Annotated in this window: 19 protein-coding genes; 14 read left to right on the top strand and 5 right to left on the bottom strand. The window is 74.9% G+C overall.

Features of this window, described 5'->3' with window-relative positions; genetic code table 11:
• Nucleotides 1-37 precede the first annotated feature (37 nt).
• Nucleotides 38-1,612, top strand: coding sequence for an FMN-binding glutamate synthase family protein (locus tag O7542_RS08015; protein WP_281605967.1), 1,575 nt, complete (start codon nt 38-40; stop codon nt 1,610-1,612).
• On the opposite strand, the gene O7542_RS08010 is transcribed toward O7542_RS08015, so the two are convergent.
• The 3 genes from O7542_RS08010 to O7542_RS08000 form a co-directional block, all read right to left on the bottom strand.
• Nucleotides 1,609-2,511, bottom strand: a complete 903-nt coding sequence (locus tag O7542_RS08010; RefSeq protein ID WP_166455989.1) for a hypothetical protein — start codon at nt 2,509-2,511, stop codon at nt 1,609-1,611. The genes O7542_RS08015 and O7542_RS08010 overlap by 4 nt on opposite strands.
• The gene (locus O7542_RS08005; protein WP_281605966.1) at nt 2,508-3,698 is read right to left on the bottom strand and encodes a DUF916 domain-containing protein; all 1,191 of its coding nucleotides are present in this window, start codon (nt 3,696-3,698) and stop codon (nt 2,508-2,510) included. The genes O7542_RS08010 and O7542_RS08005 overlap by 4 nt, the downstream gene beginning before the upstream one ends.
• A 95-nt stretch (nt 3,699-3,793) precedes the next feature.
• Nucleotides 3,794-5,287: an HtaA domain-containing protein gene (locus O7542_RS08000; RefSeq protein ID WP_064445664.1), complete on the bottom strand. Its 1,494-nt coding sequence runs from the start codon at nt 5,285-5,287 to the stop codon at nt 3,794-3,796.
• Between the two features lie 193 nt (nt 5,288-5,480).
• Here O7542_RS08000 and O7542_RS07995 point away from each other — a divergent pair, with 193 nt between their 5' ends.
• The 7 genes from O7542_RS07995 (at nt 5,481) to O7542_RS07965 (ending at nt 11,544) form a co-directional block, all read left to right on the top strand.
• Nucleotides 5,481-6,308, top strand: coding sequence for a neocarzinostatin apoprotein domain-containing protein (locus O7542_RS07995; protein ID WP_281605965.1), 828 nt, complete (start codon nt 5,481-5,483; stop codon nt 6,306-6,308).
• Nucleotides 6,305-7,339 carry an ABC transporter substrate-binding protein gene (locus O7542_RS07990; RefSeq protein WP_281605964.1) on the top strand — a complete coding sequence of 345 codons (1,035 nt, stop codon included), beginning with the start codon at nt 6,305-6,307 and terminating at the stop codon, nt 7,337-7,339. The genes O7542_RS07995 and O7542_RS07990 overlap by 4 nt, the downstream gene beginning before the upstream one ends.
• On the top strand, nt 7,336-8,436 hold the full coding sequence (locus O7542_RS07985; RefSeq protein ID WP_281605963.1) for an iron ABC transporter permease: 1,101 nt from the start codon (nt 7,336-7,338) through the stop codon (nt 8,434-8,436). Before O7542_RS07990 ends, O7542_RS07985 begins: the two co-directional genes overlap by 4 nt.
• Nucleotides 8,433-9,302 (top strand): heme ABC transporter ATP-binding protein, encoded by an 870-nt coding sequence (locus tag O7542_RS07980; protein ID WP_281605962.1) that lies wholly within the window; start codon nt 8,433-8,435, stop codon nt 9,300-9,302. The genes O7542_RS07985 and O7542_RS07980 overlap by 4 nt, the downstream gene beginning before the upstream one ends.
• Nucleotides 9,303-9,305: 3 nt before the next feature.
• Nucleotides 9,306-9,971: a biliverdin-producing heme oxygenase gene (locus O7542_RS07975; RefSeq protein ID WP_281605961.1), complete on the top strand. Its 666-nt coding sequence runs from the start codon at nt 9,306-9,308 to the stop codon at nt 9,969-9,971.
• A complete protein-coding gene (locus tag O7542_RS07970; protein ID WP_013286808.1) occupies nt 9,968-10,273 on the top strand; it encodes a DUF2470 domain-containing protein in 306 nt (101 codons plus the stop codon). The genes O7542_RS07975 and O7542_RS07970 overlap by 4 nt, the downstream gene beginning before the upstream one ends.
• A gap of 68 nt (nt 10,274-10,341) precedes the next feature.
• The gene (locus O7542_RS07965; protein WP_222948773.1) at nt 10,342-11,544 is read left to right on the top strand and encodes a sugar efflux transporter; all 1,203 of its coding nucleotides are present in this window, start codon (nt 10,342-10,344) and stop codon (nt 11,542-11,544) included.
• 6 nt (nt 11,545-11,550) lie between these two features.
• Here O7542_RS07965 and O7542_RS07960 read toward each other — a convergent pair whose 3' ends face one another.
• Nucleotides 11,551-12,201 carry a class I SAM-dependent methyltransferase gene (locus O7542_RS07960; protein WP_166455992.1) on the bottom strand — a complete coding sequence of 217 codons (651 nt, stop codon included), beginning with the start codon at nt 12,199-12,201 and terminating at the stop codon, nt 11,551-11,553.
• 191 nt (nt 12,202-12,392) lie between these two features.
• On the opposite strand from O7542_RS07960, the gene O7542_RS07955 reads away from it, so the two are divergent.
• The 4 genes from O7542_RS07955 (at nt 12,393) to O7542_RS07940 (ending at nt 20,315) form a co-directional block, all read left to right on the top strand.
• Complete coding sequence (locus O7542_RS07955; RefSeq protein ID WP_166455993.1) at nt 12,393-13,772, top strand: MBL fold metallo-hydrolase; 1,380 nt, start codon at nt 12,393-12,395, stop codon at nt 13,770-13,772.
• Between the two features lie 86 nt (nt 13,773-13,858).
• On the top strand, nt 13,859-14,089 hold the full coding sequence (locus O7542_RS07950; protein ID WP_043323386.1) for a DUF2188 domain-containing protein: 231 nt from the start codon (nt 13,859-13,861) through the stop codon (nt 14,087-14,089).
• Between the two features lie 232 nt (nt 14,090-14,321).
• Nucleotides 14,322-19,781, top strand: coding sequence for a carboxyl transferase domain-containing protein (locus O7542_RS07945; RefSeq protein ID WP_064445656.1), 5,460 nt, complete (start codon nt 14,322-14,324; stop codon nt 19,779-19,781).
• Nucleotides 19,782-19,922: 141 nt separating this feature from the next.
• Complete coding sequence (locus O7542_RS07940) at nt 19,923-20,315, top strand: SCO5389 family protein (protein ID WP_043323383.1); 393 nt, start codon at nt 19,923-19,925, stop codon at nt 20,313-20,315.
• Between the two features lie 46 nt (nt 20,316-20,361).
• Here the strand turns inward: O7542_RS07940 and O7542_RS07935 are convergent, their stop codons facing one another.
• Entirely contained in the window at nt 20,362-20,763 is a 402-nt protein-coding gene (locus O7542_RS07935) for a transcriptional repressor (RefSeq protein WP_043323380.1), read from the bottom strand.
• A gap of 213 nt (nt 20,764-20,976) precedes the next feature.
• On the opposite strand from O7542_RS07935, the gene O7542_RS07930 reads away from it, so the two are divergent.
• Both O7542_RS07930 and O7542_RS07925 read left to right on the top strand, forming a co-directional pair.
• Nucleotides 20,977-21,543, top strand: a complete 567-nt coding sequence (locus tag O7542_RS07930; protein ID WP_166455994.1) for a copper chaperone PCu(A)C — start codon at nt 20,977-20,979, stop codon at nt 21,541-21,543.
• The gene (locus tag O7542_RS07925) at nt 21,540-22,766 is read left to right on the top strand and encodes a Dyp-type peroxidase (RefSeq protein ID WP_281605960.1); all 1,227 of its coding nucleotides are present in this window, start codon (nt 21,540-21,542) and stop codon (nt 22,764-22,766) included. The genes O7542_RS07930 and O7542_RS07925 overlap by 4 nt, the downstream gene beginning before the upstream one ends.
• Nucleotide 22,767: the final 1 nt, after the last annotated feature.

The raw sequence follows: 22,767 nt of genomic DNA, 5'->3' as shown, positions 1-22,767 counted from the left end.
GCGTTTGACCGGTGACCGTGCCGGAAAGAGTGGCGGGATGAGCTGGGCGAGAAGAGCCGTACCCGCAGCCGTCGCCGCCGTCGCCGCGCTGGCGGCGCGGGACCTGCTGCAACGCGACCACGCGCTGCGCCGCAACTTCCCGGTGCTGGGCCGGGCCCGGTACCTGATCGAGTCGATCGGACCGGAGCTGCGGCAGTACATCGTGGCCGGCAACGACGAGGAGCGGCCCTTCACCCGCGACCAGCGGCGCTGGGTGTACGCCTCGGCCAAGCAGGAGAACAACTACTTCGGGTTCGGCACCGACAACGACATCGAGCACACCTCCGGCTATCCGATCATCAAGCACCGCACGTTCGGCCGGGCGGTGCCGCCGTCGGCCCCGACCGCCGGGCACGACGTGACGCTGCCCTGCGCCAAGGTGCTCGGCGCGGCGCGCGGCCGGGCGCGGGCGTTCCGCCCGGAGTCGGTGGTGAACGTCTCCGGCATGAGCTTCGGCTCGCTGTCCGCCAACGCGGTGGAGGCGCTCAACCGGGGCGCGGCGCTGGCCGGCTGTCTGCAGAACACCGGCGAGGGCGGGCTGTCGCCGTACCACCGCATGGGCGGTGAGCTGGTCTTCCAGCTCGGCACCGCGTACTTCGGCTGCCGCGACGAGCAGGGCCGGTTCAGCCTGCCGCGGCTCAAGGACCTGGTGGCGTCGGCGCCGGTACGCGCGCTGGAGATCAAGCTCAGCCAGGGCGCCAAGCCGAGCCTCGGCGGCCTGCTGCCGGCGGCGAAGGTCTCCGCCGAGATCGCCGCCACCCGGGGCGTCCCGGCCGGTCAGGACTGCGTCAGCCCGTCCCGGCACGCCGAGTTCTCCGACTGCGACAGCCTGCTCGACTGGGTGGAGCTGCTCGCCGCCGAGACCGGTCTGCCGGTCGGCATCAAGTCCGCCGTCGGCGACCTCGGGTTCTGGGAGGATCTGGCCACGCTGATGCGCGACACCGGGCGCGGCGTTGACTTCGTGACCGTCGACGGGGGCGAGGGCGGCACCGGGGCCGCGCCGCTGATCTTCAGCGACTCGGTCTCGCTGCCGTTCCAGCAGGGCTTCTCCCGGGTCTACCGCACCTTCGCCGAACGCGACCTGCACGAGAAGGTGGTGTTCGTCGGCGCCGGCAAGCTCGGCCTGCCCGACAACGCCGTGGTGGCGTTCGCGCTCGGCGCCGACATGGTCAACGTCGGGCGGGAGGCGATGCTGGCGATCGGCTGCATCCAGGCGCAGAAGTGCCACACCGACACCTGCCCGACCGGCGTCGCCACGCAGAACGCGTGGCTGGCCCGGGGTCTGGACCCGGCCCGCAAGTCGGTACGGGCCGCGAACTACATCTGTACGCTGCGCCGCGACCTGGTCAAGGTGGCCGAGGCGTGCGGCGTCGAGCATCCCGGGCTGATCGGCACCGACGCGGTGGAGATCCTCGACGGCCGCACCTCGTCGATCCCGCTGGACCGGGCGTTCGGCTACCGGCCGGAGTGGGGGATGCCGTCGGCAGCGGACCGGGCGGAGATCGTGCGGCTGATGACCGCCGAGGCGCCGCAGGGCGGCAGCGCGCCGCCCTCCCCCACCGCCGTCGGCTAGCCGGTTCCCTCGCCGGTGCGGTGCCGCCCCCGGCGGCGCGGCGGGCGCGGGCGGAGCACGATCGGCGCCACCACCAGGACCGCCGCCGCGCCGAGCAGTCCCCAGGGGTGGCGGCTGGTCTCGACCACGAAGGCGACCGGCCGTTCCGGCAGGTCGACGCGGCCGTGGAGTTCGTGTGCCCCGAGCACGGCGACGTCCACCGGCACCGGGATCTCGTACGTCCGGACCTGCCCGGCGCCGATGGTGCCCAGGGGCGGGGCGGCGACGATGGTGTGCGCCCGTCCGGGCCGGCCGAGCAGCAGCGTGAACGGCGGGTCGACCACGTCGGCCGGGCCGGGGTTGCGCAGCGCGACGCGTACGGTGAGCGTCTCGGGCAGCCCGAACCATTCCCGCAGCGGGCGGCGGCCGGCGACGCGCAGCTCGTCGAGGTGCAGTCGCGGCGTGGCGGCCGGCGCGGGCGCCGGGGCGGCGGTCACGCCGCGGACCGGCAGCGCGGCGGTGGCCTGGACGGCGCCGGTCAGCGCATGCGCGCGCAGCACGCAGGGACAGGCGACGGGTGGCGCCGCCAGCGCGATCGGCGCCGCCGTCGTGCCCGCCGGCACCTGGACGGTGGTGGCCTGTTCGTTGGCGCAGTCGAGCGCGCCCCGGCGGGCGTCGTTACCGCAGACCGTGAGGTGGACCGGGCCGGCCGGCCAGCCGCGCAGCGTGACGGTGACCCGCTGCCCGACAGTCAGCGGGCCGGACGGCACGACGACAGCGGGCCGCGGCGGCGCGGAGGCCGCAGTGGACGACGGCGCGGGCGGGGCGGAGACGGCGGCGCCGTCCGGGGCGGACGGCGGTGCCGGGACCGGCACGGCCAGCGCGAGGATCGCGGCGGCGGCCGGCAGGACCGGGGTCACCGGGCACCGGCCGCCGTGCCGCCCGCCGGGGGTTCGGCCGTTCCCGCGACGGGGGCCCGGGACGCATCCGCCGGCCCGCCGGGAGCGGCCGAGGGCTCGGACACCGACGCCGGCCCGGCGGGTGCAACCGTCGCCGGAGGCTCGGACACCGGCGCCGGCCCGGGCGTGGTGGAGGGCGCGGCCGAGGTGGGGCGGCGTCGACGACGGCGCAGGTGGAGGAGCCAGGCTCCCGCGGCCGCCGGAGCGGCGATCAGCAGCCAGGGCGGCGCCCACACGCTCGCGGTGCGCCGCACCGGGGGCAGCGCGGTGTCGACGGTGGTGGGTGCGAGGTCCACTGTCGCGGTCAGCCGCAGCGCGGGCGGCACCCCGGTGACCCGCTCGGTGACGGTGAACTCGGCGCCGGGCAGCAGCTCCGGCAGGTCGACCGGGCTGGTCCGGGACAGCGTCCAGCCACCCGGGCCGTCGACGACCACCGCGCCGGTGCCGCCGACGCGGACGTTGCCGCTGTTGCGGATCCGGTAGGTGACCGTGAGGTCGGCGCGTCCGATCGGGTTGAGCGGGGTGTCGTAGTCGACGCGTACCGTTTCGACGGTCACGGCGGGGCGGACCTCGCCGGCCACGCGGAGGTAGACCCGGGCGGCGATCCGCTGGTCGAGGCGGACCCGCTGCCCGTCGGCGGTGACGCCGTCCTGGGCGACCGCGGCGATCACGCCACCGGTGTGGTCGCCCGGCGTGGCGTCGCGCGGCACGGTGAGGCGGAACGGGATGTCCGCGCGCCGGCCGGGCTGGACGGTCCAGTTCCGCCGCTCGACGCCGATCCAGGCGCCGACGTCGGTGGCGGCCCGGTCGGAGGGCAGCAGCGCGAAGGCGCCGTCGGTGGTGGTGTACGCGTCGGTGCCGTACACCGCGAAGGTGAGCGGCCGGTCACCGAGGTTGGTCACCCCGACGTGGTCGGTGATCGTGGCGCCCGGCGCCAGGTCGTAGGTGAAGTAGTTGCGCCCGGTCGGCCCGCCGGGCCCGGACGGCTGGACCGCCCAGCGGGCGGCGCCGGGGTCGGCGGACGGCGCCGGCCGGGGGGCCGCCTCGCCGCGCGACGGTGACCCGAGCAGCACCGCGAGCAGCACGGCGGCGAGCGCGGCGCCGATCCGGGCGACCGGGATGCGGGTGGTGGGCGTGAGGAGGGGCATACCGTGCTCCGCTGCGAGGTGGTCGCCGGGCAGACGCCGCTGGTGGGGCACGGGCGACGTGCCCGCGCCCCACCAGGGCCGACCCGGTCGGTGAATCAGGAGAGGGTCAGGGTGAGCGTGGCGACGTAGTCGCCCGCCGCGGCGGACGCCGGCACACCGAGGTTGAGCTCGGCGCCGCAGGCGAAGACGCCGTTGCTGGTCCCGGCGCCGGCCGTGCACAGCGCACGGGCCTCGCCGAGACCGGCGCCGGGAGCGGCCACCGCGCCCGGGGTGACGGCGCCGGTGGTGCCGCCCAGCGGGTCGTCCACCACGTTCGCGGTCGGCGCCCAGCCGAGGTAGTTCCCGGCGATGACGCCACCGGCGGCGGAGGTGAAGTCGGACACCTGTCCGACCAGGCTCCAGCCGGTGCCGGCACCGCGCAGGTCGGCCACCGTGGCGGTGTTCAGCGGCGCCCGGGCGTACTCGCCCTTGCCGACCGGCGGCAGGGCGACGTTCGCGCCGGCCACGCTCAGGCTGAGCGGGCCGCCGGTCACGGTGCTGGTGATCCGCTGCTGGGCCGAGTTCCCACCCGCGCCGGTACGGGTGAAGGTGATCGGCGTGAACGTGTCCTGGCGGCGGTCGGCCGAGCCGCGGGCGGCGAAGGTGATGACGTAGCACTGCACCTCGGTGCAGTCCACCTCGTCGCCGTTGCGGTCGGTGTAGACGGCGCTGATCGGCAGCGTCGTGGTGAAGCTGCCGTCGGCGGCCATCCGGTCCCGGGCGTCGGTCGGCTCGTTGGTCTTGTTGACCCACTTGGTGACCTGGAGGACGCCGGCGTTGGCCCAGTGCTCGTCGACCTTCGGTCCGAACGAGACGTAGATGCCGGCCCCGTTGTTGAAGTCCGGGTCGAAGCCGGTGCCGCGTACGGTGACAGTCGCGCCGGCGGGGTCGAGGCCCTGGGCCGGGTCGACGGTCACCGCCGGGGTCGCGGGCGCGGTGCCGCCTGCCGTGGTGAACGTGAACGACACCGGGTCCAGCGCCTCACCGGCGGCGTAGAAGCCGTTGAACGCGCCGGCTCCCACGCTGGTGAGCGCCGCGGCGAGGTTGCTGCCGGTCACCGTGTTCCCGCTGGTGGCGGGAGCGCCGGTGAGGGTGGCGATGGTGGCCTGCTTCACCGAGACCGGCTCGGTCATCGTGGTGGCCAGGTCGACGTCCGCCTTCAGCGAGGCGGTGCCGCCGGAGACGGCGACAGTCGGGTTGGCCAGCGTGATGGTCAGCAGGTGCGCCGGGTACGAGAACACCACGGTGCCGCCGTACGTGGCGTTGGTCGTACCGGTGGCGGCGTCGTGCGTGCCGCCGGTCGACGGGAACGTGAACGTGCCGTCGGCGTTGACGGTGGCACCGTTGCTGACAGCGATCGGCGGGTCCCCGTTGCCGGCCTTGACGTAGTTGCGGAAGCTGGCCTTGAAACCCCAGGTCAGGCTGCCGCTGGCGATCTCGGCCTCGGCCGCCGAGGCGGGTCCGGCGCCCACGAGCGCACTCGACACGCCGAGGGCGAGCACCGCCGCCCAGCGCATCGACCGGAGGGCTCCGGCTCTGGATCTGAACATGCTGTTCCTCTCGGGAGGGGAAGCGAAGGCATTAGGTTAGGCAAACCTAAGATGATTGGGTGATCCACGAAGCGTCCCAAGATCTTCAGCCGAACGGACCCCTTGCCACCTGCGCGTTCGCCACTTAGGTTAGCCAAACCTAAGTAACCGCTCGGCCGGCACGTCCGGCCGGACCTGTCGTGTGAGGAGCCCGATGCGAGCACGGCGCCGCACCATCTGGACCACCGTTCTGCTCACCGCCACCGTCGTCGCCACGCCCGCGCCGGCCCACGCCGGCACCGCCACCGGCAGCGGCGGCCAGAAGCTCACCGTCACCCCGAGCACCGGCCTGAGCCGCTCCGGCGCCACCGTGTCCGTCTCCGGGCGCGGCTACGACGTCGACAAGGGCATCTACGTCGCGTACTGCGTCGACAACGGACCGGGCGTGGCGGCCACCCCGTGCGGCGGCGGCGCCGACACCACCGGCAGCCTCGGCGCCTCGCAGTGGATCTCGTCGAACCCGCCCGCCTACGCCGAGGGCCTGCCCGAGCCGTACGGCCCCGGCGGCTCCTTCTCCGTGACGGTCAAGGTGACCCCCACCATCGGCGACGTCGACTGCACCGTCCGGCGGTGCGCGGTCGTCACCCGCGCCGACCACACCCGGGCCTCCGACCGGTCCCAGGACGTACGGGTGCCGGTCACGTTCGCCGCCGGCGCCACGAGCGCCCCGCCGAAGGCCGGCCCGGCGCCGAAGGCGACCACGCCCGCCGCCACGCCCCGGACCACCACCGGACAGGACGCGCCGGCCCCGGCCGCCTCCGGCAACGCGCCGGCCGCAGCGGGGGCGGCAGGGGTGACGGGCGCCGCGCCCGGGGCCGGGGCGCCGTCGCAGGCCGCGGCCTCCGACCTCCACGTCACGCGGGTCAGCGACACCTCCGGGGCCGGACGCGGATGGACCGTCGGGGTGGTGGCCGCCGCGCTGGCCCTGGTCGTCCTGCTCGGCCTCGGCCGTTGGCGGCGCCGTCGCGGTGCCGGCCGGTGAGCCGCCCGCACCGGCGACCGGGCCGGGGACCACTCGTCGCGCTGCTCGCGGTGACCCTGGCGGCGACCGGCTGCGCCGCGCCGGGCCGATCGGGCACGCCGTCCGCCGCCGGCTGCGGCCCGGTCACCGCGACAGTGGACGACGCCGACGTCGAGCCGGTCCGCCCGGCGCCCACGCCCGCGCTGCCGGCCACCGTACGCTCCGGCGACGGCACGACGGTGACCGTCGACGACGTCAGCCGCATCCTCCCGGTGAACCTGCACGGCTCGATCGCCGAGATCGTCTTCGGCCTCGGCCTGGGCGGCAACGTCATCGGGCGGGACACCTCGACCACGTTCCCCGCCGCCGCGCACCTGCCGGTGGTCACCCCGGGCGGGCACGACCTCTCCGCCGAGGCGGTGCTCGACCTCGACCCCAGCGTCGTGCTCGTCGACGACGGCGTCGGGCCGCCCGAGGTGCTGCGCCAGCTCCGCGCCGCCGGCATCCCGGTCGTGCGGGTACCTGCCGAGCCGACGCTCGACGGCGTACCGGCGCACATCCGCGCGATCGCGGCGGCGCTCGGCGTGCCCGAGGCCGGAGAACGGCTGGTGACCCGCGTGCGGAGCGAGATCGCCGAGGCCCGGCGTACCGCCCCGGCGGGCCGCGCGCCACGGATCGCGTTCCTCTACCTGCGCGGCACCGCCGGGGTCTACCTGATCGGCGGCCGGGGCGCCGGGTCCGACGCGATGATCGAGGCGGTCGGCGGCGTCGACGCCGGCAGCGCCGCCGGGCTGTCCAAGTTCCGTCCGCTGACCAGCGAGGGCCTCATCAACGCCGCGCCCGACGTGATCCTGGTGATGAGCGCCGGGCTCGCCTCCGTCGGCGGCGTCGACGGCCTGGTGAAGCTGCCCGGCGTGGCGCAGACGCCGGCCGGGGCGAACCGGCGCGTCGTCGACATGGCCGACGGCACGCTGCTCACCTTCGGCGTCCGCTCCGGCCGGGTCGTCCAGGCCCTGGCCCGCGCCGTCCACTCGTGCGAGGACCTGTCGTGACCACGCTACGGAAGCGGCCCGCACCCGCCGCCCCGGCGCCAGTCACCGGCGCGCCCCGGTCGCCCGGCCGGCGGGGCGCCGTCCTGGTGGCCGGGCTCGGCGCCGCCCTCGTGCTCGTCGCCCTGCTGGCCGCCGGGCGCGGCCAGGTGGCGATCTCCCCCGCCGAGGTGCTCGGCTCCGTGCTGCACCGCCTCGGGCTGGACCTCGGTCCGCTGCCGTCGGCGGCGCAGGGCGAGAACGCGCTCTGGATCGTCCGCTTCCCCCGGGTGCTGCTGGCGGCCGTCGTCGGCGCCGCCCTCGGCTGCGCCGGCGCGGTCATGCAGGGCGTCTTCGGCAACCCGCTCGCCGAGCCCGGCGTCATCGGGGTGTCGGCCGGCGCCGCCGTCGGCGCCGCCCTGGCCATCGTCACCGGCGTCACCGTCCTGGGCGGATGGATCGTGCCGCTCGCCGCCTTCGCCGGCGGCCTCGCCACCACCTACCTGGTGTACGCGCTGGCCCGCTCCGGCGGCCGGACCGAGGTGGTGACGCTGGTGCTGACCGGCGTCGCGGTCAACGCGGTCGCCGGATCGGTGATCGGGCTGCTCATGTTCGTCACCGACCAGTCCGGCGTACAGGCCATCGCCTTCTGGAACCTCGGCAGCCTCGCCCAGGCCAGTTGGACGGCCGTCGGTCTCGCCGCGCCGTGCCTGCTCGTCGGCCTCGCCGTCGCCTGCGCCGACGCGCGCCGGCTCGACCTGCTCGCCCTCGGCGAACCCGCCGCCCGGCACCTCGGCGTGAACACCGAACGCCTGCGGCTGCGGCTGATCGTCGTCACCGCGCTGCTCGGCGCCGCCGCTGTCGCGTTCACCGGCATCATCAGCTTCGTCGGACTGGTCGTGCCGCACCTGATCCGGATGGTCGCCGGACCGGGCCACCGGGTGCTGCTGGTCGCCAGCGCGCTCGGCGGGGCCGTCGTGGTGATCGGCGCCGACCTCGCGGCGCGTACCCTCGTCGAACACCAGGAGCTGCCCCTCGGCGTGCTCACCGCGGTCATCGGCGGCCCGGCGTTCTTCTGGCTGCTGCGCCGCACCCGCGACCGGGCCGGAGGCTGGGGATGAGCCTTCCGCGTACACCGCGCCGGTTCGCCGCCGCCCGTCCGCCGCGCCCGGCGCCCGCCGGGCACGTCCGGATCCGGGTGGCCGGGCTGCGCGTCGAACGCGCCGGCCGGACCGTGCTCGACGGGATCGACCTTCGGGTACGCGCCGGCGAGGTGCACGCCCTGGTCGGGCCGAACGGCGCCGGGAAGTCGACGCTGCTCGGCGCGATCAGCGGTGACGTGCCGGCCGCCGCCGGCCGGATCGAGGTCGACGGTCTGCCCCGCGAGTCGTGGAGCCCGGTTGAGCTGGCCTGGCGCCGGGCCGTCCTCGCCCAGCGCAACACGCTCAGCTTCCCGTTCACGGTCGGGGAGGTGGTGCGGATGGGCCGGGCGCCGTGGGCCGGGCGGCCGGAGCGGGACCAGGACGACGCCGTCGTCGCCGACGTGCTCGACCGCTGCGACGTCGCCCGCTTCGCGGCCCGGCCGTACCCCGCGCTGTCCGGCGGCGAGCAGGCCCGCGCCGCGCTGGCCCGGGTCCTGGCGCAGCGGGCCACCACGCTGCTGCTCGACGAGCCGACCGCCGCGCTCGACCTGCGGCACCAGGAACTGGTCATGCACATCGCCCGGGAGCGGGCCCGCGCCGGGGACGCCGTGGTCGTGGTGCTGCACGACCTGACGCTGACCGGGGCGTACGCGGACACCGTGACCCTGCTCGGCGACGGACGCGTCCGCGCCGCCGGGGCGCCGCGCGACGTGCTGACCGCCCCGCTGCTCAGCGCGGTCTACCGGTACGACATCGACGTCGTCCCCCACCCGCGTGACGGGCTGCCGCTGATCGTGCCCCGACGCGGCCGGCCCGCAAGACCGTCAGCCGACGAGGAGAGATAGCAGATGGATACACAGACGTTCGCGGCCCGGCTGCGCGCCGAGACCCGCGACGCGCACCAGAGCGCCGAGTCCCAGCGGTACGTCTCCGCGCTCACCGCCGGTGAGCTCGACGTGGCCGGCTACACCGCGCTCGTCGTCGCGCACCACGGCATCTACGCGGCGCTGGAGGGCGTCGCGGAGACGATGCGCGAGGACCCGCTGGCCGGCCCGTTCGTCGACGACGCGCTGACCCGGCTGCCCGCACTCGCCGCCGACCTGCGGTTCCTGCTCGGCCCGCGCTGGCGCGAGGTGATGGAGCCGATCCCGGCCGCTGTCGGGTACGCCGCGCGGATCACCTCGGCCTGCGCCGGATCGCCCGAGCGGTTCATCGCGCACCACTACATCCGCTATCTCGGCGACCTGTCCGGCGGGCGGCACATCGGGCGCTGCGTGGCCCGGTACTACGGGGTGACCGGCGAGGCCGGGGCGTCGTTCTACCGCTTCCCGCGGATCACCGATCCGAAGTCGTACAAGGACGCCTACCGGGCGAGGCTGGACGCGCTCGCGCTGGACGAGACCGGCCGGGCGGCGCTGCGCGACGAGGTGCTGGTGGCGTACGAGCACAACATCGCGGTCTTCACCGACCTGGGTCGCCTGGTGGCGGCGGGCAGCCGGGAGGGCGCCGCGTGAGCGCCGGTTTCCCGCCGGAGGTGGTCGCCGCCGTCAGCCGGCACATGAACGACGACCACGCCGGGGACGCGCTGCTGATCTGCCGTACGCTCGGCGGCCGGCCGGACGCCACCGCGGCCCGCACCACCGGCCTGGACGCCGACGGCATCGACTTCGCCGTCACCGTCGGCGGCACGGAGGTTCCGGTGCGCGTCCCGTTCGCCCACCGGCTCACCGAACGGGCGCAGATCCGCCGGGAGGTGGTGCGCATGTACCGGGAGGCCTGCGACCGGGCCGGCGTACCGCCCCGCCCGGCCGGCTGAGCGCCGGGACCGTCCGGGCCGCGGAAACCCGGTCGGCCGCCGCGCCGCCGCGGCGTACAGTCCGCCGCATGGCTGTGGACACGAGGCCGGCGGTGCGCGCCGGCCGATTCCGGCTGCTCCCGCTGGGTGTGGTCTTCCTGACCGTCGGTCTGTCCACCGCCGTGGTGCTGCCGTTCCTGTCGCTGTTCCTCGACCGGGAGGTCCACGCCAGTCCGTTACGGGTGACCGTGTTCCTGGTCGTCGCGCCGCTGTCCGGGGTGGTCGCCTCCGCGCTGATCGGCCGGCTGTCGGACCGCCTGCCGATCCGGCGCGCGCTGCTGGTCGGCGCCGCGCTGGCCGGCGTGCTGGGCGCGGGCCTGACCGCGTACGTCCGGGACTACTGGATCCTGCTGGGGTTGACCGCGACCGCCACCGCGCTGGCGAACTCGCTGTTCCCGCAGTCGTTCGCGTACACCCGGGCGCTGTTCGACAGGGACGATCCGGCGCGGGCGGCGTTCGGCGTCAGCCTCATGCGTACCGTGTTCTCGGTCGCCTGGGTGGCCGGGCCGGCGCTGGCCGCGGTGCTGCTCGACGTCGGCGGCTTCCGCCTGGTCTACGGCATGGCCGCCGTCATGTACGCGCTGGCCGCGCTGGTGGCCGCGTTCCGGCTGGAGGAGCTGCCGCTGCCGGCGCGGCCGGTCGCGGCCGATCCGGACGGCGCCACGCCCGGCCCGCGCGGCGCGTCCCGGCTGCGGCTGGCGCTGACGGCGCTCACGTTCGTGCTGCTCCAGTGCCCGCTGACGGTCGGTGTGCAGGCGATGCCGCTGTTCATCGACACCGAACTGCACGACGACCCCTCCCGCGCCGGGCTGGTGCTGGGCCTGTGCGCGGCGCTGGAGATCCCGCTGATCCTCGGGCTGGGCGCGCTGACCGCGCGGGTCCGGCTGCGGCCGCTGATCCTGGTCGGCGGCGGCTGCGGGGTCGCCTACTACGCGGCCGCCGCGCTGGCGCCGAGCGTGCCGTTCCTGCTGTTCGCGCAGCCGGCGAACGCGCTGTTCATCGCCGCGGTGTCCGGTGTCGGGATCGCCTACGTGCAGGATCTGCTGCCGGGCGAGCCGGGCCGGGCCACCACGCTGTTCACCAACACGTTTCCGATCGGCGCGATGCTCGCCGGGCCGCTGCTCGGGCTCTCCGCGCAGGTCGGCTACCGGTGGGCGTACGGCATGAGCACCGCGCTGTGCGCGGCCGGGCTGCTGGTGCTGGTGCTGACCCGGCCGCCCGCGCGGGCCTGACCGGGGTCAGCGGCGCCGCACCAGCACCACGTGGTCGATCAGCTCGCCGGTCTGGCCGTCCGGGCCGGTGGCGGTACGGCGCGCCGCGCCCAGCCGCTCGGTGTCCCAGCCGTCCGGGTCGAGGCTCATCGCGGCCAGGATCTCCTCCGGTTCGGCGAACCGGTGGTGGCCGGTGTCGGGCCCGGCCCAGGGCGGCGGCGCGCCGTGCTCGACGACGAGCAGCCGGCCGCCGGGAGCGACCGCCTCGGCCGCCGGGGGCAGCACCGTCTCCCGGGGCAGGACCAGCGGCGACTGGAAGAACTGCGCGGACACCAGGTCGTACCGGCCGGGCGGGAAGCCCTGGGTGAGGTCGTGCCGGACGGTGGTGATCCGCTCCGCCACCCCGGCCCGCTCGGCCTCCACGGCGAGGCGGTCCAGCGCGACGGACGAGATGTCCACGGCGGTGACCCGCCAGCCGCGCGACGCCAGCCACACCGCGTCGCCGCCCTCACCGCTGCCCAGGTCGAGCACGGTGCCCGGGGGCAGCGCGGCGGCCACCTCGGCCAGGACCGGGTTCACCCGGCCGCTCCAGATCCGGTCCCGCTGGCCGTACCGCTCGTCCCAGAACCGGGCCGGGTCGGTGTCCGCCGCCGGGTGCTCGCGGTGGTGCCCCGTCATGTCCGCCTCCTCGCCGCCGGGCGTCTGCCCGCCCGGGCCCTCGCCATCGTGCGCCGGGGTCCACCGGCCAGCAAGGAACCTTGCCGTTCCGGCAAATACTTCCGGGCGGCAGCCGCCTCGGAATATACCCCCGGGGGTATGCGCTACAGTTGCCGTATCGCCCGACATCACTGCGCGAAGGAGTGCGGCTCATGTTGTTCACCCAGTACTACCTCGACTGCCTGTCCCAGGCCTCGTACCTGATCGCCGACGACCGCACCGGCCGGGCCGTGCTCGTCGACCCGCGCCGGGACATCGACGAGTACCTCACCGACGCCAAGGCGCACGGCCTGACCATCGAGGGCGTCATCAACACCCACTTCCACGCCGACTTCCTCGCCGGGCACCTCGAGGTGGCCGCCGCGACCGGCGCGTGGATCGGCTACGGGCACCGGGCCGAGACCGAGTACCCGAGCCGCAAGCTCACCGACGGCGAACGGATCAGCCTCGGCGACGTGACCCTGGAGATCATGGAGACCCCGGGCCACACACCCGAGTCGATCAGCATCCTGGTCTACGAGCGCGCCGACGACGCGGTCCCGTACGGCGTGCTGACCGGCGACGCGCTGTTCATCGGCGACGTCGGCCGCCCCGACCTGCTCGCCTCGCTCGGCGTGACCGCCGAGGAACTCGGCCGCATGCTCTACGACAGCGTCCAGCACAAGCTGATGGGCCTGCCCGACGAGGTACGCGTCTTTCCCGCCCACGGCGCCGGCTCGGCCTGCGGCAAGAACCTGTCCACCGAGCGGCAGTCCACCATCGGCGAGCAGCGCCGCACCAACTACGCCTGCGCGCCGATGAGCGAGGAGCGCTTCCTCGCCCTGGTCACCGGCGGGCAGCCGGCCGCGCCCGGCTACTTCGCCTTCGACGCGGTGCTCAACCGCAAGGCGCGGGAGCTGTTCGACCACGCCCGGCCGGCCCGCCCACTCACCCCGGCCGAGTTCCTGGCCGCCCGAGCCGACGGCGCCGTCGTGGTCGACGCCCGCGACCCGCAGGAGTACGCCGCCGGGCACCTGCGCGGCGCGCTCAACGTCCCGGCCGACGGCAGGTTCGCCGAGACCGCCGGCAGCGTCGTCGCACCCGACCGACCGGTGCTCGTGGTGACCCCGCAGGACCGGGAGGAGGAGATCGTCGTCCGCCTCGCCCGCATCGGCTTCGACCGGGTGATCGGCTACCTCCGCAAGCCCGAGAGCGCTTTCCTGGAGATGACCGCCGAGATGACCCGGGCCAGCCGGGTCACCGCCACCGAGCTGCGCGCGGCCCTCGACGGCCCGGACGCGCCGGTGGTGCTGGACGTCCGCAACGCCGCTGAGCGGGAGCAGGGCGCGGTGGACGGTTCCCGGCACATCCCGCTGGCCGAGCTGACCCACCGCCTCGGCGAGGTGCCCGTGGGGCGCCCGATCGTCGTGCACTGCGCCGGCGGCTACCGCTCCTCGGTCGCCGCCAGCCTGCTGCGCAACGCCGGTCACGCCGACGTGTCCGATCTGCTCGGCGGCTACGGCGCCTGGCAGGGCCTGCACGCCACGGCGTGAGGCACGGATCCGGGCCGCCAGGATTAGCACTCCCCTCGCATGGGCAGACATTTGTCATCGGACACGCGATCGAGGGAGCTGACGGCATGGCGAAGGGCGACATCGACACCTACCAGCAGGACGGGCAGTGGAAGAACCGGCCGGAGGGCAACGAGCGCGCGAGCAGCCGCCACGACACCAAGGCGGAGGCGGAGGCGGCCGGCCGGGAGATGGCGGTCGAGCGCGGCACCGAGCACGTGATCAAGAAGCAGGACGGCACCATCGGCGAGAAGAACACGTACCCCCGCGAGCGCGACCCCCGGGACATTCCGGGCTGAGCCCCGCACGCACGTCACGGCGCCGGACCCGCACGGGTCCGGCGCCGTAGCGCGTACCGGCGGGTAGTGAGTGGCTGGCTAAAAAGTTTTGTTCGGTTCCTACAACGGCTCCCGCTCAGGCTTCGGCCGTTACGACATGGCGCCGTACGCGCGCAGGCGGAAGGGTGAGGCAAGCCGGGGGCATCGTCGCCACCCGGCGCGCCACCGTGGTTCTATCGAAGGGGACGGTCACGTGTTCACCCGTGTCGCCATCGTCAACCGTGGTGAGTCCGCGATGCGGCTCATCCACGCGGTCCGGGAACTGGCCGCGGAGACCGGCAGCCGGATCGAGACCGTCGCGCTGTACACCGACGTCGACCGTACCGCCACCTTCGTCCGCGAGGCGGACGTCGCCTACGACCTGGGCCCCGCGTCCGCCCGCCCGTACCTGGACCTGAAGGCGCTGGAACGCGCGCTGGTGGAGACCGGCGCGGACGCCGCCTGGGTCGGCTGGGGTTTCGTGGCCGAGGACCCGGCGTTCGCCGAGTTGTGCGAGAAGATCGGCGTGACGTTCGTCGGGCCGAGCCCGGACGCCATGCGCAAGCTCGGCGACAAGATCGGCGCGAAGCTGATCGCCGAGGAGGTCGGCGTGCCGGTCGCGCCGTGGAGCCGCGGCGCGGTGGAGAGCCTGGAGGACGCGCTGCGCGCGGCGGCCGACATCGGCTACCCGCTGATGCTGAAGGCCACGGCGGGTGGCGGCGGGCGCGGCATCCGGGTGATCCGCAGCGACGCCGAACTGGCCGACGCCTACGAGCGCACCAGCCAGGAGGCGGCGCGGGCGTTCGGCAGCGGCGTGGTGTTCCTGGAGCGCCTGGTCACCGGCGCCCGGCACGTCGAGGTGCAGGTGATCGCCGACGGCCAGGGCACCGCGTGGGCGCTCGGGGTACGGGACTGCTCGGTGCAGCGGCGCAACCAGAAGGTGATCGAGGAGTCCGCGTCGCCGGTGCTCGCCCCGGAGCAGGCGGCGGAGCTGAAGGCCTCGGCGGAGCGCCTGGCGGTGGCGGTCGGCTACCGGGGCGCGGCCACTGTCGAGTTCCTCTACCACCCGGGCGACCGGCTGTTCGCCTTCCTGGAGGTCAACACGCGCCTTCAGGTCGAGCACCCGATCACCGAGGCGACCACCGGGTTCGACCTGGTCAAGGCGCAGTTGCACGTGGCCGGTGGCGGCCGGCTCACCGGCGAGCCGCCGGTCGAGCGCGGGCACGCGATCGAGGCGCGGCTCAACGCCGAGGACCCGGACCGCGACTTCGCGCCCTCCCCCGGCCGGATCACCCGGCTGGACCTGCCCGCCGGGCCGGGCATCCGGGTCGACACCGGCGTCAGCGAGGGCGACACCATCCCGGCCGACTTCGACTCCATGATCGCCAAGATCATCGCGTACGGCCGGGACCGGGACGAGGCGCTGGGCCGCCTGCGCCGGGCGATGGCGAACACCACAGTGGTCATCGCCGGCGGCGCGACGAACAAGAGCTTCGTGCTCGACCTGCTCGACCAGCCCGAGGTGATCGACGCCAGCGCGGACACCGGCTGGATCGACCGGGTACGCGGAGAGGGCCGCCTGGTCGCGCACCGGCACTCCGCCGTCGCGCTCGCCGCCGCCGCGATCGAGGCCTACGAGGAGGACGAGACCGCCGAGCGGCAGCGGTTGCTGTCCACAGCGGCGGGTGGACGCCCGCAGGTGCAGCACCGCAGCGGCCGGCCGCTGGACCTGAAGCTGCGCGGCGTGACCTACCGGATGCGGGTGGCCCGGGTCGGCGCGCACCGGTTCCGGGTCGGTGTCGAGGCCGGTGGCGACGTGCGCACTGCCGACGTCGAGCTGGACCGCTTCGACCGGCACACCGGCCAGATCGCCGTCAACGGCGCCCGGTTCCGCCTGCTCACCGACACCCACGGCCCGGTGCACCTGGTCGAGGTCGACGGCGTGACGCACCGGATCAGCCGCGACGAGGGCGGCGTGGTGCGCTCCCCCATGCCGGCGCTCGTGGTCGCCACGCCACTTGCGGTCGGCGCGGAGGTCGAGGCCGGCGCGCCGGTGCTGGTGCTGGAGGCGATGAAGATGGAGACGGTGCTGCGCGCGCCGTTCCGGGCCCGCCTCAAGGAGTCGTCGGTTCAGGTCGGCACCCAGGTGGAGGCGGGTGCGCCGCTGCTGCGTCTGGAGCCGCTCGTCGAGGAAGGCGCCGAGGCCGCCGACGGCCCGGCCGGTCCCGCTGTCGAGCTGGACCTGCCGGCGCCTGCGGCGGACGTGCCGGCGCGGTCCCGGGCCGAGCGCGGCCAGGAGGACCTGTGCGCGCTGCTGCTCGGCTACGACGTCGACCCGCACGACGAGCGCCGGGTGCTCGACGACTACCTGGACGCGCGCCGGGCGGCCACCGAGGCCGGGCACCGGCCGCTGGCCGAGGAGCTGGAACTGGTCGGCGTCTTCGCCGACCTGGCCGAGCTGAGCCGCAACCGTCCCGGCGACGACGGGCCGGCCGGGCACGTGCACAGCGCCCGCGAGTACTTCCACACCTACCTGCAGAGCCTCGACGTCGAGCGGGCCGGTTCCCCGGACTCGTTCCGGGCCCGCCTCGCCAAGGCGCTTGCCCACTACGGTGTCACCGAGCTGGACCGCTCCCCCGAGCTGGAGGCCGCGGTCTTCCGGATCTTCCTGGCCCTGCAGCGGGCCGCCGCGGACGCCACGGTGATCGCCGCGCTGCTGCGCTCGTGGCTGCGCGAGCCGCCGCCGGACGAGGCGCTGCGCGAGCCCGCCGGCCTCACCCTGGAGCGTCTCGTCGCGGCCACCCAGGTCCGCTTCCCGGTCGTCGCCGACCTGGCGCGGGGCGTGGTGTTCGCCTGGTTCGCCCAGCCGCTGCTGCGCCGCAACCGGGCCCGGGTCTACGCGCGGGTCCGCGCGCACCTGCGGCACCTCGACACGCACCCGGACGCGCCGGACCGCGCCGACCGGGTCGCCGAGATGGTACGCAGCACCGAGCCGCTGGTCCGGCTGCTCGGCCAGCGCCTGGTCCGCGACGACCTGGACAACGCGACGATGCTGGAGGTGCTGACCCGCCGCTACTACGGCAACAAGGCGCTCACCGAGGTCACCACCCGGGCCACCGGTGGCTGCACGTTCGTGGTGGCCGGGCGGGACGGTTCGAGCGTCGTGTCGGCGGCGGTGCGGTTCGACGCGCTCGGCGACGCGCTGCGCGGACTGGCCGAGGTGGCCGGCGACCGCGACGCCGTCGACGCGGACGTCTACCTGTCCTGGGAGAACCAGCCCGAGGACTTCGACGCCACCGCCGCCGCGCTGCTCGACGTGCTGAACGCGCACCCGCTGCCGGCGGCGGTACGCCGGATCACCACCACCGTCGCCGGGCGCGGCGGCGCGGTGATGCACCACCACTTCACGTTCCGGCCCGGCGAAAACGGGATGGCCGAGGAGCGCCTGATCCGCGGCCTGCACCCGCACATCGCGCAGCGGATGCAGCTGGAGCGGCTGCGCGAGTTCGACCTGACCCGCCTGCCGTCGCTGGACGAGGAGGTCTACCTGTTCCAGGCGGTGGCCCGGCAGAACCCGTCCGACCAGCGGCTGGTCGCGTTCGCGCAGGTACGCGACCTGACCGGGCTGCGGGAGCAGGACGGCCGCCTGGTGTCGCTGCCCACCACCGAGGACACGGTGGCGGCCTGCATCGACTCGATTCGCCGGGCGCAGTCGCGGCGGCCGTCGAAGTCGCGGTTCCCGACCAACCGGATCGTCATCTACGTGTGGCCGCCCAGCGAGCTGACCCGCGAGGAGATGGAGCTGATCGCCGGCCGGGTACGCCCCACCACGGTGGGCGCGGAGCTGGAGGAGATCCTGTTCATCGCGCGCCAGCGCGACCGCCGTACCGGCGAGCTGACCAAGGTCGGCGTGCGGATCACCTTCGACGTCACCGGGCACGCCCGGCTCGACGTGGGTGAGCCGCCGAGCGAGCCGGTCGAGCCGCTGGACGAGTACCGGCTGAAGGTGCTGCGGGCGGCCAGCCGCAACACCGTCTACCCGTACGAGCTGACCGGGCTGCTGGGCGACTTCGTCGAGCACGACCTGGACGCGGACCACCAGCTGGTGCCGGTGGACCGGCCCAAGGGCCGCAACAGCGCGGCGATCGTGGCCGGCGTGGTCACCACGCCGACGCCCCGCCACCCGCAGGGCGTGACCCGGGTGGTGCTGCTCGGCGATCCGACCAAGTCGCTGGGCGCGCTGTCCGAGCCGGAGTGCCGGCGGGTGATCGCCGCGCTGGACCTGGCGCAGCGGATGGGCGTGCCGCTGGAGTGGTACGCGCTGAGCGCCGGCGCCCGGATCTCGATGACCTCCGGCACCGAGAACATGGACTGGGTGGCCGCGGCGCTGAAGCGGATCGTCGAGTTCACCCAGGACGGCGGCGAGATCAACATCGTGGTCGCGGGCATCAACGTCGGCGCCCAGCCGTACTGGAACGCCGAGGCGACGATGCTCATGCACACCAAGGGCGTGCTGGTCATGACGCCCGACTCGGCGATGGTGCTCACCGGCAAGCAGTCGCTGGACTTCTCCGGCGGCGTGTCCGCCGAGGACAACTTCGGCATCGGCGGCTACGACCGGGTGATGGGCCCGAACGGGCAGGCGCAGTACTGGGCGCCGGACCTGCCGGGCGCGCGGGACGTGCTGATGGCGCACTACGACCACACGTACGTCGTGCCGGGCGAGCACGCGCCGCGCCGGGCCGTCACCATGGACCCGGTGGACCGGGACATCTGCGGCTACCCGCACGCGGTGGCCGGCAGCGACTTCGCCACGGTGGGCGAGATCTTCTCCGCCACCGCGAACCCGGACCGCAAGAAGCCGTTCGACATCCGTACCGTCATGCGGGCCCTCGCCGACCAGGACCATCCGGTGCTGGAGCGGTGGGCGGGCATGGCCGACGCGGAGACCGCTGTGGTGCAGGACGTGCACCTGGGCGGCATCCCGGTGTGCCTGCTCGGCATCGAGTCGCGGTCGGTGCCCCGGCACGGCTTCCCGCCCACCGACGGCCCGGACACCTACACCGCGGGCACGCTGTTCCCGCGCTCCTCGAAGAAGGCCGCGCGGGCGATCAACGCGGCCAGCGGCAACCGGCCGCTGGTCGTGCTGGCGAACCTGTCCGGCTTCGACGGCTCACCCGAGTCGATGCGCAAGCTCCAGTTGGAGTACGGCGCGGAGATCGGCCGGGCGATCGTCAACTTCCGCGGCCCGATCGTGTTCTGCGTGATCTCGCGCTATCACGGCGGCGCGTTCGTGGTCTTCTCCAAGGCGCTCAACCCGGACATGACGGTGCTGGCGATCGAGGGGTCGTTCGCCTCGGTGCTCGGTGGCGCGCCGGCCGCCGCCGTGGTGTTCGCCGGTGAGGTCGCCGCCCGCACCGCGGCCGATTCCCGGGTACGCGAGCTGGAGGGCCGGGTGGCGTCCGCCACCGGTACCGAGCGGGCCACGCTCAGCGCGGAGCTGGACGAGCTGCGCGGGTCGGTGCGGGCGGAGAAGCTGGGCGAGGTGGCCGCCGAGTTCGACCGGGTGCACAGCATCCAGCGGGCGGTCGAGGTCGGCTCGGTCGACGCGGTGATCCGCGCCGCCGAGCTGCGGCCCCGGGTCATCGAGGCGATCGAGGCGCACCTGCGCTGACACGTTCCGCGACGTCACACGGCGGACGGGCCTTCGGGTCCGTCCGCCGTTTCGCGTGCGCCGGTCCTTGACGGTCGTCCGGCGACATGGTGTGCTCAGATGGTAATGGAAACCGTGTTCGTTAGAGCTGCCGGAGGACCCATGTCGCTCACCGTTCCGCCCGCCCTGCTGCACGCCGCCGAGACCGGTCCCGTCGACGAGGAGGCGTTCGTCGCCTGTGTCCGCGACTCCCTGCCGTACGCCTGGGAGACGGTCAGCCGGGTCGCCGCCGACCTCGCCGCGACCGACGCCGAGTTCGCCGACAACGTCGTGCCGCCGCCCGGCGACGCCGAGCGCGGGCAACTGCTGCGCGCGATGGCCAGCGACGCGATCCGCGCCGGGCTGGAGCGGCACTTCGGGATCACGCTGGCGTTCCAGAACTGCCACCGGGTGGCAGCCTTCCGCCCCGGCGCGGCCGGCTCCGAGGCGTACCGCCGGTTCACCTCCAGCCGCGGCCAGTTGCTGAACCAGTCACCGGCGCTGCGCAACTGCTGACCGGCGGCCCGGCGCGGGCGGGTCACCGCCCGCCCGCGGCGGTGGCTCAGGCGGCGCAGCGGTCGCAGGTGCCGAAGATCTCCAGGGTGTGCCCGACGTCGGTGAAACCGTGCTGCGCGGCGACCTGGTCGGCCCACCGCTCCACGGCCGGGCCGGCCACCTCCACCGCACGGCCGCAGCGGCGGCAGACCAGGTGGTGGTGATGGCGGCTCTGGCTGCACCGCCGGTAGAGGTGCTCGCCGCCGGGCAGCCGCGCCGAGTCGATCTCGCCGTTGTCGACGAGCAGCTGCAACGTCCGGTAGACGGTGGTCAGACCCACCTTCGCCTGCCGCTGCACGAGCATCTGGTGCAACTGCTGCGCGCTGTGGAAGCCGTCCAGCTCCCGCAGCAGCGCCAGCACCTCGGCGCGCTGCCGGGTGTTGCGGGTCGCCCCGGTCGTCGCCGTCACCGTCCGCCTCCCTCGTCCGGGCGCCCTCTCCGGCCACGGCCGCGCCCGGCGCGCCACGTGACACCCGGAACCATTATGCCTTCCGGGCGCTCCCCGGTCCCCGGTCGCGGTGAGCCCGGGTGCATGTGACGCGACCGACTCCCCGGGCCGGAACTATCCGCGGCGCCGCCCCGACCAACGGTACGAACACCGGATCTTCGAGGGGACGACCGCATGCCCAGCACCACCAGCCGACGCTTCCCACGCACGGCGGCCCTGATCGGCGCCGCCGTCCTGGCCGCGTCCGTCGCCGCCTGCGGCTCCGCCGACGCCACGCCCACAACCGCGCCGTCGGCGTCGGCGCCCGCCTCGCCCCCGGCGAGCGCGGCAGCGGGCGTGCTGACGATCCGCGACCCGTGGGTGAAGGCCGCCGACAAGGGCATGACCGCCGCGTTCGCCACGCTCGTCAACGACGGCGACGCCGACGTCACGATCACCGGGGTGACCACCGACGTGTCCCGGGCCGAGATCCACGAGATGGCCATGACCGACGGGAAGATGGCGATGCGGCAGAAGCAGGGCGGCGTCGTGGTCGCCGCCGGAGCCCAGGCCGCGCTGGAGCCCGGTGGCGACCATCTCATGCTGATGGACCTGACCCGCCCGGTGCGCCCCGGCGACCAGCTCGACGTCACGCTCACCTTCGCCGACGGGCGCACCCAGACGTTCACCGCGGTGGCCAAGCCGTTCACCGGCGCCCAGGAGACGTACGCGCCCGGACACGGCGCGAGCCCCGCGTCATGACCGGAACCGGCGCGCCCGCGCGCCGGGTCAGCCGGCGCGGCCTGCTCACCGGCGGCGCGGCGGCCGCCGGGGGCGCGCTGGCCGGCGCGGGTGCCCTCGCCGCCCTCCGTTCCCACGGGGTACGCCCCGACGACGCCGTCCCGGTGGCCCAGGTCGGCAGCGCTGTCGAGCCGTTCCACGGCGCGCGCCAGTCCGGTGTCACCACCGAGCCCCAGGCGCACGCCGCGTTCGTCGCGTACACGCTGCGCCCGGACACGGACCGGGCCGCGCTCGGGCGGATGCTGCGACTGCTCTCCGACGACGCCGCCCGGCTCACCCAGGGTCGCCCGGCGCTGGCCGACACCGAGCCGGAACTGGGCCTGCTGCCGGCCCGGCTGACAGTCACGTTCGGCTTCGGCCCCGGGCTCTACGCCGCCGCCGGGCTCGACGACCGCCGCCCCACGTCGGTGGCCGACCTGCCGGCGTTCCGGATCGACCGGTTGCAGCCCCGCTGGTCCGGCGGCGACCTGCTGCTGCAGATCTGCGCCGACGACCCGCTCACCGTCGCGCACGCCCAACGGGTCCTGACCAAGGACAGCCGCCCGTTCGCCACCGTCCGCTGGGTGCAGCAGGGCTTCCGCCGGGCCGCCGGCGCCGAGCCCGGACGCACCCAGCGCAACCTGTTCGGCCAGCTCGACGGCACCGCCAACCCGAAGCCCGGCGTGTCGGCGGACACCGCCGTCTGGGTGACCGACGGGCCGGACTGGCTGCGCGACTCCACCACCCTGGTGGTGCGCCGGATCAGCATGAACCTGGAGACGTGGGACCTGCTCGGCCGCGCCGACCGGGAACTCGCGGTGGGCCGGCGCCTCGACACCGGCGCGCCGCTGACCGGCGAGGCGGAGCACGACGAGCCCGACTTCGCCGCGCTCGGACCGGACGGGCTCACCGTGATCCCGGACTTCTCGCACCTGACCCGGGCCCGCGTCACCGACGACCGGCAGAAGATCCTGCGCCGGCCCTACAACTACGACGGCGCGCCGACCGCCGAGGGACACGCGGACAGCGGGCTCGTCTTCGCCGCGTACCAGGCCGACATCGCCCGGCAGTTCCTGCCCATCCAGCGGCGGCTGGCCGAACGGGACCTGCTCAACGAGTGGACCACCCCGATCGGCTCCGCCGTGTTCGCCGTACCGCCCGGCTGCCCCGAGGGCGGCTGGATCGGCCAGCAACTGCTCGGCTGAC

The organism is Micromonospora sp. WMMC264 (assembly GCF_027497275.1).
Taxonomy (GTDB): Bacteria; Actinomycetota; Actinomycetes; order Mycobacteriales; family Micromonosporaceae; genus Micromonospora; species Micromonospora chalcea.
This window is presented reverse-complemented; position numbering and strand designations above follow the sequence as displayed.

Excerpts from the sequence above, each read along its gene's own strand:
- O7542_RS07940 (WP_043323383.1), top strand. The coding sequence starts at position 19,923 with ATGTCGCTCACCGTTCCGCCCGCCCTGCTGCACGCCGCCGAGACCGGT.
- O7542_RS07960 (WP_166455992.1), bottom strand. The coding sequence starts at position 12,201 with ATGACGGGGCACCACCGCGAGCACCCGGCGGCGGACACCGACCCGGCC.
- O7542_RS08005 (WP_281605966.1), bottom strand. The coding sequence starts at position 3,698 with ATGCCCCTCCTCACGCCCACCACCCGCATCCCGGTCGCCCGGATCGGC.
- O7542_RS07965 (WP_222948773.1), top strand. The coding sequence starts at position 10,342 with ATGGCTGTGGACACGAGGCCGGCGGTGCGCGCCGGCCGATTCCGGCTG.
- O7542_RS07955 (WP_166455993.1), top strand. The coding sequence starts at position 12,393 with ATGTTGTTCACCCAGTACTACCTCGACTGCCTGTCCCAGGCCTCGTAC.
- O7542_RS07975 (WP_281605961.1), top strand. The coding sequence starts at position 9,306 with ATGGATACACAGACGTTCGCGGCCCGGCTGCGCGCCGAGACCCGCGAC.
- O7542_RS07995 (WP_281605965.1), top strand. The coding sequence starts at position 5,481 with ATGCGAGCACGGCGCCGCACCATCTGGACCACCGTTCTGCTCACCGCC.
- O7542_RS07925 (WP_281605960.1), top strand. The coding sequence starts at position 21,540 with ATGACCGGAACCGGCGCGCCCGCGCGCCGGGTCAGCCGGCGCGGCCTG.
- O7542_RS07980 (WP_281605962.1), top strand. The coding sequence starts at position 8,433 with ATGAGCCTTCCGCGTACACCGCGCCGGTTCGCCGCCGCCCGTCCGCCG.
- O7542_RS07930 (WP_166455994.1), top strand. The coding sequence starts at position 20,977 with ATGCCCAGCACCACCAGCCGACGCTTCCCACGCACGGCGGCCCTGATC.
- O7542_RS07950 (WP_043323386.1), top strand. The coding sequence starts at position 13,859 with ATGGCGAAGGGCGACATCGACACCTACCAGCAGGACGGGCAGTGGAAG.
- O7542_RS08015 (WP_281605967.1), top strand. The coding sequence starts at position 38 with ATGAGCTGGGCGAGAAGAGCCGTACCCGCAGCCGTCGCCGCCGTCGCC.
- O7542_RS08000 (WP_064445664.1), bottom strand. The coding sequence starts at position 5,287 with ATGTTCAGATCCAGAGCCGGAGCCCTCCGGTCGATGCGCTGGGCGGCG.